The organism is Klebsiella planticola (genome assembly GCF_000783935.2).
Taxonomy (GTDB): Bacteria; Pseudomonadota; Gammaproteobacteria; order Enterobacterales; family Enterobacteriaceae; genus Klebsiella; species Klebsiella planticola.
The window spans coordinates 1334641-1347833 of record NZ_CP026047.1 but is presented as its reverse complement, the minus strand read 5'-3'; the positions used below and the strand labels follow the sequence as shown (position 1 = coordinate 1347833).

The window sequence follows — 13193 nt, the reverse complement described above, 5'->3', positions numbered from 1 at the left end:
GTAACAATCAATCTGTATACGAGTCTTTCACGCTGTATTCTTGCAGCCAGTACGGCTTGGTATATGTGTCCAGTGGGAGGAAGCTTTGAGCACGACTAACCATGATCACCACGTCTATGTCCTGATGGGCGTTTCCGGCAGTGGTAAATCCGCTGTCGCCAGCGAAGTGGCGCATCAGCTGCATGCCGCGTTTCTCGATGGTGACTTTCTGCACCCGCGTAGCAACATCAACAAGATGGCCTCCGGCGAACCGTTAAACGACGATGATCGTACACCGTGGCTGCAGGCGCTGAACGACGCCGCTTTTGCCATGCAGCGTACAAATAAAGTCTCGCTGATCGTCTGTTCCGCTCTGAAAAAGAGCTATCGCGATATTCTTCGTAAGGGCAATCCGAATCTCTCTTTCGTCTACCTGAAAGGCGATTTCGACCTGATTGAAAGCCGTCTGAAAGCGCGTAAAGGCCATTTCTTTAAAACCCAGATGCTGGTGACCCAGTTTGAAACGCTGCAGGAACCTGGCGCAGACGAAGGCGATGTTTTAATCGTCGATATTGATCAATCGCTGGAAGGCGTGGTCGCGAGCACCATTGAGGTGATCAACAAAGGCAGTAACTAGTGAGTACATTAACGCTTGTTTTAACAGCAGTGGGCTCCGTTTTGCTGCTGCTGTTTTTAGTCATGAAGGCGCGTATGCATGCTTTCGTGGCTTTGATGGTGGTTTCTATTGGTGCCGGTCTCTTTTCCGGAATGCCGCTGGATAAAATTGCGGCGACGATGGAAAAAGGGATGGGCGGGACGCTGGGCTTCCTGGCGATCGTCGTGGCACTCGGGGCGATGTTTGGCAAGATTCTTCATGAAACCGGCGCTGTCGATCAGATTGCCGTCAAGATGTTGAAATCTTTCGGCCACAGCCGCGCTCATTACGCGATTGGCCTCGCCGGTCTTATCTGCGCGCTGCCGCTGTTTTTTGAAGTGGCGATCGTGCTGCTGATCAGCGTCGCCTTCTCCATGGCGCGCCATACCGGTACCAACCTGGTGAAACTGGTTATCCCGCTGTTTGCAGGCGTGGCGGCCGCGGCGGCGTTCCTGCTGCCCGGGCCGGCGCCGATGCTGCTGGCATCGCAAATGCATGCTGACTTTGGCTGGATGATCCTGATTGGTCTGTGTGCGGCGATTCCGGGAATGATTATCGCCGGGCCGCTGTGGGGCAACTTCATCAGCCGCTACGTTGAGCTGCATATTCCTGACGATATTAGCGAACCAAGCCTGGGTGAAGGCAAGATGCCGTCTTTTGCCTTTAGCCTGTCGCTGATTCTCCTGCCGCTGGTGCTGGTGGGGCTGAAAACCATCGCCGCGCGTTTTGTGCCGGTTGGCTCCAGCGCTTACGAATGGTTTGAGTTTATCGGCCATCCGTTCACCGCGATTCTGGTCGCATGTCTGGTGGCTATCTATGGTCTGGCGATACGTCAGGGGATGGCGAAAGATCGGGTGATGGAGATCTGCGGTCATGCGCTGCAGCCTGCGGGGATTATCCTGCTGGTTATCGGCGCCGGCGGCGTCTTCAAACAGGTGCTGGTTGACTCCGGCGTGGGACCGGCGCTCGGTGAAGCGCTGACGGGCATGGGATTACCAATCGCCATTACCTGCTTCGTGCTGGCGGCGGCGGTGCGTATTATCCAGGGTTCTGCGACCGTTGCCTGCTTAACGGCCGTGGGGCTGGTCATGCCGGTCATCGAGCAGCTGAACTACAGCGGTGCGCAGATGGCGGCGCTCTCCATCTGTATCGCGGGCGGTTCCATCGTAGTGAGCCACGTGAACGACGCCGGTTTCTGGCTGTTCGGGAAATTTACCGGCGCCACCGAAGCGCAGACGCTGAAAACCTGGACGATGATGGAAACTATCCTCGGCACCACCGGTGCCATCGTCGGTATGATCGCGTTTACGTTGTTAAGCTAAACGCCGCTGAGATTGTCCGGCCGAGCGACGCGAGGCCGGGCAAATCGCCCCTCCAATAGCGCAAAAAAAACGTCTCTGCTGAGCGATGAGACGAAAGGATTAATCCTCATAAGGCCGTATCAGGCCTGGTTTTCTCCGCTTTCTCCACCGGCGCGATATCGCTAAATTTCTGCGCAGATCCATAATCCAGATCAATAAAAAAGCGGCGGAAAATATTCCCTTCCCACGACCATTTCCCCGATAATCTTTGCGGTTTTTCTGGGTACCGATGTCGGCAGAAACTGCGTTCAATAAGTTGCTTTTCTGATTGCCGCGCAATCATTGATTAATTTCACTTGCGACTTTAGCAGCATTTTGTAATGTGAGGGATGATCCAGCAGGAAACTGGCTAGGCACAAACAGCACACATCTCCCAGGAAATACGTTATGAAAAATGTTGGTTTTATCGGCTGGCGCGGAATGGTCGGCTCTGTACTCATGCAACGCATGGTTGAAGAGCGCGACTTCGACGCCATTCGCCCTGTTTTTTTCTCCACCTCTCAGCTGGGGCAGCCGGCTCCCTCTTTTGGTGGCAGCACCGGCGGTACGCTGCAGGACGCGTTTGATCTGGACGCGCTGAAGGCACTGGACATTATTGTGACCTGCCAGGGCGGGGATTATACCAACGACGTGTATCCGAAGCTGCGTGAAAGCGGCTGGCAGGGTTACTGGATTGACGCCGCCTCTTCGCTGCGCATGAAAGACGACGCCATCATTATTCTTGATCCGGTAAACCAGGATGTGATTACCGCCGGTCTGAATAATGGCGTGAAAACGTTTGTTGGCGGCAACTGTACCGTCAGCCTGATGCTGATGTCCCTCGGCGGCCTGTTTGCCCAGGATCTCGTGGAGTGGGTGAGCGTGGCCACTTACCAGGCGGCATCCGGCGGCGGGGCGCGCCACATGCGTGAGCTGCTGACCCAGATGGGCCAGCTGCATAGCCACGTGGCGACAGAGCTGGCGAACCCGGCGTCCGCCATTCTGGATATCGAACGCAAAGTGACGGCGCTGACCCGCAGCGGCGACCTGGCGGTGGATAACTTTGGCGTGCCGCTGGCAGGCAGTCTGATCCCATGGATCGACAAGCAGCTGGATAACGGCCAGAGCCGCGAAGAGTGGAAAGGTCAGGCTGAGACAAACAAAATTCTCGCCACCTCGTCAGTCATTCCGGTCGATGGCCTGTGTGTACGCGTTGGCGCGCTGCGCTGCCACAGCCAGGCGTTTACTATCAAACTGAAAAAAGATGTCTCTATCCCGACCGTGGAAGAACTGCTGGCCGCACACAACCCGTGGGCCAAAGTCGTACCAAACGATCGTGATATTACGATGCGTGAGCTGACCCCGGCCGCTGTCACCGGCACCCTGACCACGCCAGTGGGTCGTCTGCGTAAGCTGAATATGGGGCCGGAATACCTGTCGGCTTTCACCGTCGGTGACCAGCTCTTGTGGGGCGCCGCCGAGCCACTGCGACGCATGTTGCGCCAGCTGGCTTGATAACTGGATGAACAAAAAGGGGGTGTTTTACACCTCCTTTTTTTTGCGTAATACAAGGAGTACACGCGGATGTCAGATTTTTCCAACGGAGGTAAGACAGCCTTGGCTATGCTTTAAGTAAGGAACGACAACGTTGCCTTACCTGAAGGTGGGACGGAGCAGGAGGATGCACAGTGTGCTGCACCGTTCAGGTCAAAAAAAGTCGCCAGATACAGGAAAGGGCGACACTTACAACAGGATGAAACCATGTCTAATCGTATCGATAGAGACGTGATTAATGCGCTTATTTCCGGCCATTTTGCGGATCCCTTTTCCGTACTTGGCATGCATCAAACCGATGCCGGGCTGGAAGTACGCGCATTATTACCCGATGCCACCGATGTATGGGTTATTGAACCGAAAACCGGGCGCAAAGTCGGCAAGCTCGAATGCCTCGACTCACGCGGATTCTTTAGCGGCGTTCTGCCGCGGCGAAAAAATCCTTTTCGTTACCAGCTGGCGGTCACCTGGCATGGCCAGCAAAATCTGATTGACGACCCTTATCGCTTTGGTCCGCTGCTGCAGGATCTTGATGTCTGGCTGCTGTCAGAAGGGACCCATCTGCGGCCTTATGAAACGTTGGGGGCGCACGCCGACACGATGGACGGCGTCACCGGCACGCGCTTTTCCGTCTGGGCGCCGAACGCCCGTCGGGTTTCCGTTGTCGGGCAGTTCAACTACTGGGATGGCCGCCGCCATCCGATGCGCCTGCGCAAAGAGTCCGGCATCTGGGAGCTGTTTGTGCCCGGGGCGCATAATGGCCAACTGTATAAATTTGAACTGATTGACGCCCACGGCCATCTGCGCGTGAAGTCTGACCCTTATGCTTTTGAAGCGCAGATGCGCCCGGAAAGCGCCTCGCTTATCTGCGGTCTGCCGGAAAAGATCGAACAGCCGCAGTCCCGCAAACAGGCCAATCAGTTTGATGCACCGATTTCGATTTATGAAGTCCATCTGGGATCCTGGCGTCGCCATACCGATAACAACTTCTGGCTGAGCTACCGCGAACTGGCCGATCAGCTGGTGCCCTACGCGAAGTGGATGGGCTTCACCCATCTGGAGCTGCTGCCGGTAAACGAACATCCGTTCGACGGCAGCTGGGGCTATCAGCCGACCGGGCTGTACGCGCCGACCCGCCGCTTTGGCACCCGTGAAGACTTCCGCTACTTCCTGAATGCCGCCCATGCCGCGGGTCTGAACGTCATTCTCGACTGGGTGCCGGGCCACTTCCCGTCGGATGACTTTGCGCTGGCATCGTTCGACGGTACCGCGCTGTACGAACACAGCGACCCGCGTGAAGGTTATCACCAGGACTGGAATACGCTGATCTACAACTACGGTCGCCGGGAAGTCAGCAACTTCCTGGTCGGTAACGCGCTGTACTGGATTGAACGCTTCGGGATCGACGCCCTGCGCGTGGATGCGGTAGCGTCAATGATCTACCGCGACTACAGCCGCAAAGAGGGTGAGTGGGTGCCCAACGAGTACGGCGGCCGGGAAAACCTCGAAGCGATCGAGTTCTTGCGCAATACCAACCGCGTGCTCGGCGAACAGACGCCGGGAGCGGTCACGATGGCGGAGGAGTCCACCGACTTCGCCGGGGTTTCACGACCGTCTTCAACGGGCGGTCTTGGCTTCTGGTTCAAATGGAACCTTGGCTGGATGCATGACACCCTCGACTACATGAAGCTCGATCCCATCTATCGTCGTCATCATCACGACAAGATGACCTTCGGGATGCTCTACAACTACACCGAAAACTTCGTCCTGCCGCTGTCACACGATGAAGTGGTTCACGGCAAAAAATCGATTCTTGACCGGATGCCCGGCGATGCCTGGCAGAAGTTTGCCAACCTGCGCGCCTACTACGGCTGGATGTTTGCTTTCCCGGGGAAAAAACTGCTGTTTATGGGCAATGAATTTGCCCAGGGGCGGGAGTGGAACCACGACGGTAGCCTGGACTGGCATCTGCTGGAAGGCGGCGATAACTGGCATCACGGCGTCCAGCGCCTGGTACGCGATCTGAACCATACCTATCGTCACCATAAAGCGCTGCACGAGCTGGATTTTGACCCCTATGGCTTTGAATGGCTGGTGGTGGACGATCATGAGCGCTCGGTATTTGTCTTCGTCCGTCGCGATAAGGCCGGCAATGAGATTATCGTTGCCAGCAACTTCACGCCGGTGCCGCGTCACGGCTATCGGTTCGGGATTAACCAGCCAGGGCGCTGGCGTGAAGAGCTGAACACCGACTCGATGCATTACCACGGTAGCAACACCGGTAACGGCGGCATCGTGGAAAGTGAGGCCATCGCCAGTCACGGGCGTGAGCATTCTCTCTCGATTACGCTACCGCCGCTGGCGACCGTCTGGCTGGTACGGGAGGCAGAATGACGACACTGGCGGCCGGAAAACCCTCGCCGTTGGGGGCGAGCTATGACGGAAAGGGGGTGAATTTCACGCTCTTTTCCGCCCATGCCGAGCGAGTGGAGCTCTGCGTGTTTGATGCACAAGGCAATGAGCAGCGGTTCGATTTACCCGCGCGCACGGGCAATATCTGGCACGGCTGGCTTCCTGCCGCCGGGCCGGGTCTGCTCTACGGCTACCGTGTGCATGGGCCGTGGGATCCGGCGCAGGGGCACCGCTTTAATCCGGCCAAACTGCTGCTCGACCCGTGCTGTCATCGGGTTGAGGGCGTACTGCCCGATGATGAGCGTCTCCACGGAGGCGATCTTTTTCCCGATCATCGTGACAGCGCGGCGATTGCGCCAAAGTCGCAGGTTGTGGATCTGCGTTACAACTGGCAGAACGATGCGCCGCCGGGGACCCCCTGGGGCCAGACGGTTATCTATGAGGCCCATGTTAAAGGGCTGACCTGGCTGCATCCCGGGCTGCCGGAGTCGATTCGCGGCACCTATAAAGCGCTGGGTCACCCGGTGATGATCGATTACTTCAGGACCCTTGGTATTACGGCGCTGGAGCTGATGCCGGTGGCGCAGTTTGCCAGCGAACCGCGCCTGCAGAGAATGGGGTTAAGCAACTACTGGGGCTATAACCCAATGGCGATGTACGCGCTCGATCCGCGCTATGCCAGCGAGCCTGAGCGTGCGCTGGATGAGTTTCGCGATGCGGTAAAGGCGCTGCACGCGGCGGGTATTGAAGTGATCCTCGACGTAGTGCTGAACCACAGTGCTGAAATTGATCTTGAAGGGCCGACCTTCTCTTTGCGCGGAATCGATAACCGTAACTATTATTGGATCAGAGAAGACGGGGATTACTACAACTGGACCGGCTGTGGAAATACGCTCAATCTCAGCCAGCCGGACGTGGTGGAGTATGCCCGCCAGTGTCTGCGGTTTTGGGTCGATGAGTGCCACGTTGATGGTTTTCGCTTTGATTTGGCCTCGGTGATGGGACGCACGCCGGACTTTCGCCAGGATGCGCCGCTGTTTGAAGCGATCCGTAACGATCCGCAGCTGGCGGCCGTGAAGCTGATTGCCGAACCCTGGGATATTGGCGCCGGTGGCTATCAGGTGGGGAACTTCCCACCGCTGTTTGCCGAATGGAATGACCATTTTCGCGATGTCGCCAGGCGCTTCTGGTTACAACAAAGCGTCTCATTGGGCGAGTTTGCCCGGCGTTTTGCTGCGTCCAGCGATCTCTTTTCGCGTAACGGTCGCCAGCCCGCTGCGGCGGTGAACCTGATCACCGCCCACGATGGCTTCACCCTGCGCGACTGCGTTTGTTTCAATCAGAAACATAATGAGGCGAATGGTGAAGAGAATCGCGATGGGACTAACAATAACTACAGCAGCAATCATGGTATAGAGGGAACAGGGGGGAGTCTTGATGTGCTTGAGCGGCGTCGGGACAGCGTTCATGCCCTGCTCTCGACGCTGCTGCTGGCGCAGGGCACGCCGATGCTGCTGGCGGGTGACGAGCATGGTCATAGCCAGCACGGCAACAATAACGCCTATTGTCAGGACAACGCATTGACCTGGCTTGACTGGAACCAGGCAAATAGCGGGCTGACGGCATTTACCGCCGCGCTCATTCATCTGCGTCGATGCATACCGGCATTAACCAGTAACCACTGGTGGCAGGAAGGGGACGGCAACGTTGTTTGGCTAAACCAGTATGCGCAACCGTTAACTGCCGATGAATGGCAGCACGGCACCGCGCGTCTGCAAATTTTGCTGTCTGGCCGTTGGTTAATGACGGTGAATGCCACCCCAGAGGTGGCGCATATGGAATTACCTGAGGGGGAGTGGCACGCCGTTCCTCCTTTCGCCGGAGAGGATAATCCGGTCGTCATGGCTGTCTGGCATGGGCCCGCGCACGGAGTGTGCGTATTTCAAAGGTCGTAAGCCCTGAAGCTTCCGGTTGCACTCGCGGCCGCTGCGCGGTGAGAGGGACAGGAAGGCTGGGATGTCAAAAGGAGTTAATCATGGTTAGGCTAGAAAAGAACGATCCGTTGATGCTGGCGCGTCAGCTCCCCATCAAAACCGTTGCGTTGATTCTTGCGGGTGGACGCGGTACCCGGCTTAAGGACTTAACTATTAAGCGTGCAAAACCGGCTGTCCATTTCGGCGGTAAGTTTCGCATAATTGATTTCGCATTATCTAACTGCATTAACTCAGGTATTCGCCGCATCGGCGTCATCACCCAGTATCAATCGCACACTCTGGTGCAACATATCCAACGCGGCTGGTCGTTTTTCAGCGAAGAAATGAACGAGTTCGTCGATTTACTGCCAGCGCAACAGCGGGTGCATGGCGAAAACTGGTATCGCGGCACGGCGGATGCGGTGACGCAGAACCTCGATATCATTCGTCGCTACAAAGCGGAGTATGTGGTGATCCTCGCCGGCGATCATATTTACAAGCAAGACTACTCGCGCATGTTGATCGATCACGTCGAAAAAGGGGCTCGCTGCACCGTGGCCTGTATGCCGGTGCCCATTGAAGAGGCATCCGCCTTTGGCGTTATGGCGGTGGATGAAAGCGATAAAATTATCGAATTTGTCGAAAAACCGGCGACACCGCCGGCGATGCCGAGCGATGAGACCAAATCGCTGGCCAGCATGGGGATCTATGTCTTTGATGCGGATTATCTTTATGAACTGCTGACTGAAGATGATAACGACGAAAACTCCAGCCACGATTTCGGCAAAGATATTATTCCGAAGATAACCGAAGCTGGCATGGCTTATGCACATCCATTCCCGCTCTCCTGCGTGCAGTCTGACCCGGATGCGGAACCGTACTGGCGCGATGTGGGTACGCTTGAAGCCTACTGGAAAGCGAACCTGGACCTGGCTTCGGTGACGCCGGAGCTGGACATGTATGATCAGAACTGGCCGATTCGCACCCATATGGAGTCTCTGCCGCCCGCGAAGTTCGTTCAGGACCGCTCGGGGAGTCACGGTATGACGTTGAACTCGCTGGTTTCCGGCGGCTGTATTATCTCCGGCTCCGTGGTGGTGCAATCGGTGCTGTTCCCGCGCGTGCGCGTGAATTCATTCTGTAATATTGATTCGGCAGTCTTATTGCCAGAAGTGTGGGTGGGGCGCTCATGCCGCCTGCGCCGCTGCGTAATCGATCGTGCCTGCGTGATTCCTGAGGGCATGGTGATCGGCGAACACGCGGAAGAGGATGCGCGTCGGTTCTACCGTTCAGAGGAAGGCATCGTGCTGGTTACGCGTGATATGTTGCGGAAGTTGGGGCATAAACAGGAGCGATAATGCAGGTCTTACATGTATGTTCAGAGATGTTCCCGCTGTTAAAAACCGGCGGTCTGGCGGATGTGATCGGCGCGCTACCTGCGGCGCAAATCGCTGAAGGTATTGATACGCGCGTGCTGCTGCCGGCGTTCCCGGACATTCGCCGTGGCGTCACCGATGCGCAGGTGGTGACGCGGCGGGATACTTTTGCCGGACGCATGACGCTGCTGTTTGGTCACTATAACGGCGTGGGGATCTATTTGATTGATGCCCCGCATCTCTACGACCGCCCAGGGAGCCCTTACCACGATACTAACCAACATGCTTACACCGACAACGTGCTGCGTTTTGCGCTGCTGGGTTGGGTAGGTAGCGAGATGGCCTGCGGGCTGGATCCTTTCTGGCGTCCTGATGTCGTGCATGCTCACGACTGGCATGCGGGTCTGACTCCAGCCTATCTGGCCGCGCGTGGACGACCGGCGAAATCGGTCTTTACGGTACACAATCTGGCCTATCAGGGGATGTTCTACTCCTGGCACATGAATGAGATCGAACTGCCGTGGTCGTTCTATAACATGCATGGCCTGGAGTTCAACGGCCAGATCTCGTTCCTCAAGTCCGGGCTCTATTACGCCGATCATATTACGGCGGTCAGTCCGACCTACGCGCGGGAAATAACCGAACCGCAATTTGCCTACGGCATGGAAGGGCTGCTGCGTCAGCGCCAGCACGAGGGGCGGCTATCGGGGATCCTGAACGGCGTGGATGCGGGCATCTGGAACCCGGAGAGTGACCTGCTGTTGGCGTCGCGTTATGACCGCGATCGCCTTGAGGACAAAGCGGAGAACAAGCGCCAGCTGCAAATCGCGATGGGGCTGAAAGTAGACGACAAAGTCCCGCTGTTCGCCGTGGTCAGCCGTTTGACCAGCCAGAAAGGGCTGGATTTAGTTCTCGAAGCGCTGCCGGGCCTGCTTGAGCAGGGTGGGCAACTGGCGCTGCTTGGCGCAGGAGACCCGGTACTCCAGGAAGGTTTCCTCGCTGCGGCCGCCGAGCATCCGGGCAAGGTTGGCGTGCAGATTGGTTATCACGAGGCCTTTTCACACCGCATCATGGGGGGCGCCGACGTGATTCTGGTTCCCAGCCGTTTTGAGCCCTGTGGCTTAACACAGCTGTATGGCCTGAAGTACGGCACGCTGCCGCTGGTGCGGCGTACCGGTGGTCTGGCGGATACCGTGACCGACAGTTCGCTGGAAAATCTGGCCGATGGCGTGGCCAGCGGTTTTGTCTTTGAGGACAGCAATGCACTATCGCTGCTGCGGGCAATTCGGCGCGCGTTCGTGCTGTGGTCGCGCCCGTCGCTCTGGCGTTACGTTCAGCGTCAGGCGATGAATATGGATTTTAGCTGGCAGGTCGCGGCGCACTCTTATCGCGAACTTTATCAACGCTTGCTGTAACCACAGGAGTCATTGTGATGAATGTACCCTTTAGCTATGCATCACCCACGCTGAGCGTTGAGGCATTAAAGCACTCTATTGCCTATAAGCTGATGTTTATCATTGGTAAAGATCCGGCCATCGCCAATAAGCATGAGTGGCTCAACGCCACGCTGTTTGCCGTCCGCGACCGTATGGTGGAGCGCTGGCTGCGCTCGAATCGCGCTCAGCTTTCTCAGGAAGTACGCCAGGTTTATTACCTGTCGATGGAATTTCTGATTGGCCGTACGCTTTCGAACGCCTTGCTGTCGTTGGGCATCTACGAAGATGTGAACAGCGCGCTGGAAGAGATGGGGCTGAACCTTGAAGAGCTGATTGACGAAGAGAATGACCCGGGGCTGGGCAATGGCGGTCTTGGGCGCCTGGCCGCCTGTTTCCTCGACTCGCTGGCGGCGCTGGGCCTGCCTGGCCGTGGTTACGGTATCCGCTATGACTACGGGATGTTTAAGCAAAACATCGTTGACGGGCGGCAGAAAGAGTCCCCGGATTACTGGCTTGAATACGGCAACCCGTGGGAATTTGAACGGCATAATACGCGTTACAAAGTGCGCTTTGGCGGACGCATTCAGCAGGAAGGTAAACAGGCGCGCTGGGTTGAAACCGAAGAGATCCTGGCGGAAGCCTACGATCAGATTATCCCGGGCTTTGATACCGACGCGACCAACACGCTCCGTCTGTGGAGCGCCCAGGCCAGCAGCGAGATTAACCTCGGTAAATTTAATCAGGGTGATTACTTCGCGGCGGTAGAAGATAAAAACCATTCCGAAAACGTCTCCCGGGTACTGTATCCGGACGACTCGACCTACTCCGGGCGCGAGCTGCGTCTGCGGCAGGAATATTTCCTCGTCTCCGCGACGGTGCAGGATATTCTCAACCGCCATTATCAGCTGCATAAAACCTTTGCTAACCTGGCAGACAAAATTGCGATTCACCTCAACGACACCCATCCGGTGCTGTCGATTCCGGAGCTGATGCGCCTGCTGATTGACGAGCATAAGTTCGGCTGGGATGAGGCGTTTGAAGTCACCTGCCAGGTCTTCTCCTACACCAACCATACGTTGATGAGTGAAGCGCTCGAGACCTGGCCTGTCGATATGCTGGGGAAAATTCTGCCGCGCCATTTGCAGATTATTTTCGAGATCAATGACTACTTCCTGAAGACGCTGCAGGAGCAGTATCCCAATGATACCGCGCTGCTGAGTCGCACGTCGATTATCGACGAATCCAACGGCCGTCGCGTGCGCATGGCATGGCTGGCGGTGGTGATTAGTCATAAGGTGAACGGCGTTTCCGAACTGCACTCCAGGCTGATGGTGGAGTCGTTGTTTGCCGACTTCGCAACGATTTTCCCGATGCGTTTTATTAACGTCACCAACGGCGTGACGCCGCGCCGCTGGCTGGCGCTGGCGAATCCGCCGTTGTCGAAGGTGCTGGACGAGAACATCGGCCGTACCTGGCGTACCGATCTGAGCCAGCTCAAGGAGCTGGAGCAGCATATTGACTATCCGACGGTAAATCAGGCCGTACGTCAGGCGAAGCTGGAGAACAAGCAGCGGCTGGCAAACGTGATTGCCCATCAGCTGAATGTGGTGGTGAACCCGAAAGCGCTGTTTGACGTGCAAATCAAACGTATCCACGAATACAAACGTCAGCTGATGAACGTCCTGCACGTCATTACCCGCTACAACCGTATTAAGGCCGATCCTGACGCCGAATGGGTGCCGCGCGTGAATATCTTTGCGGGTAAAGCCGCCTCCGCTTATTACATGGCCAAGCACATTATTCACCTCATTAACGATGTGGCGGCGGTGGTGAACAACGATCCGCAGATTGGCGATAAGCTAAAAGTGGTGTTTGTCCCGAACTACAGCGTTAGCCTTGCGCAGCTGATTATTCCGGCGGCGGATCTTTCTGAGCAGATCTCGCTGGCAGGTACGGAAGCTTCCGGAACCAGTAATATGAAATTTGCGCTTAACGGCGCCTTGACCATCGGTACCCTGGACGGCGCGAACGTCGAGATGCTGGAGCACGTGGGCGAGGATAATATTTTTATCTTCGGCAATACCGCGGAACAGGTGGAGGCGTTGCGTCGTAACGGCTACAAGCCGCGGGAATTTTACGAACAGGATCCGGAGCTGCATCAGGCGCTGACGCAAATCGGTACCGGACTGTTCAGCCCGTCGGAGCCGGGTCGCTATCGCGATCTGCTGGATTCGCTGATCAACTTCGGTGACCATTATCAGGTGCTGGCTGATTACCGTAGCTATGTGGATTGCCAGGATAAGGTGGATGAGCTGTATCGTCATCCGGAAGAGTGGGCGATGAAAGCGATGCATAATATCGCCAACATGGGCTATTTCTCTTCTGACCGTACGATTCAGGAATACGCCGACCATATCTGGCATATCGACCCGGTAAGGCTGTAGCCGGTTACGCAGTGAAAACGGGGC

General features: G+C 56.5%; 8 protein-coding genes. All 8 read left to right on the top strand.

Annotated features, from left to right (window positions below; genetic code table 11):
- The first annotated feature begins 85 nt into the window (after positions 1-85).
- On the top strand, positions 86-616 hold the full coding sequence (gene gntK / locus MC50_RS06595) for a gluconokinase (protein ID WP_004868532.1): 531 nt from the start codon (positions 86-88) through the stop codon (positions 614-616).
- Positions 616-1956: a gluconate transporter gene (gntU, locus tag MC50_RS06590; protein ID WP_032690426.1), complete on the top strand. Its 1341-nt coding sequence runs from the start codon at positions 616-618 to the stop codon at positions 1954-1956. Before gntK ends, gntU begins: the two co-directional genes overlap by 1 nt.
- A gap of 426 nt (positions 1957-2382) precedes the next feature.
- Positions 2383-3489 carry an aspartate-semialdehyde dehydrogenase gene (gene asd, locus MC50_RS06580; RefSeq protein ID WP_004868528.1) on the top strand — a complete coding sequence of 369 codons (1107 nt, stop codon included), beginning with the start codon at positions 2383-2385 and terminating at the stop codon, positions 3487-3489.
- A gap of 246 nt (positions 3490-3735) precedes the next feature.
- Entirely contained in the window at positions 3736-5922 is a 2187-nt protein-coding gene (gene glgB / locus MC50_RS06575; protein ID WP_032696912.1) for a 1,4-alpha-glucan branching enzyme, read from the top strand.
- The gene (glgX, locus tag MC50_RS06570) at positions 5919-7895 is read left to right on the top strand and encodes a glycogen debranching protein GlgX (protein WP_047663541.1); all 1977 of its coding nucleotides are present in this window, start codon (positions 5919-5921) and stop codon (positions 7893-7895) included. Before glgB ends, glgX begins: the two co-directional genes overlap by 4 nt.
- A gap of 80 nt (positions 7896-7975) precedes the next feature.
- Complete coding sequence (gene glgC, locus MC50_RS06565) at positions 7976-9271, top strand: glucose-1-phosphate adenylyltransferase (protein WP_032690430.1); 1296 nt, start codon at positions 7976-7978, stop codon at positions 9269-9271.
- Entirely contained in the window at positions 9271-10704 is a 1434-nt protein-coding gene (gene glgA, locus MC50_RS06560) for a glycogen synthase GlgA (protein ID WP_032698654.1), read from the top strand. Before glgC ends, glgA begins: the two co-directional genes overlap by 1 nt.
- Positions 10705-10721: 17 nt before the next feature.
- Positions 10722-13169 (top strand): glycogen phosphorylase, encoded by a 2448-nt coding sequence (glgP, locus tag MC50_RS06555; protein WP_032690431.1) that lies wholly within the window; start codon positions 10722-10724, stop codon positions 13167-13169.
- The last annotated feature ends 24 nt before the right edge of the window (positions 13170-13193 follow it).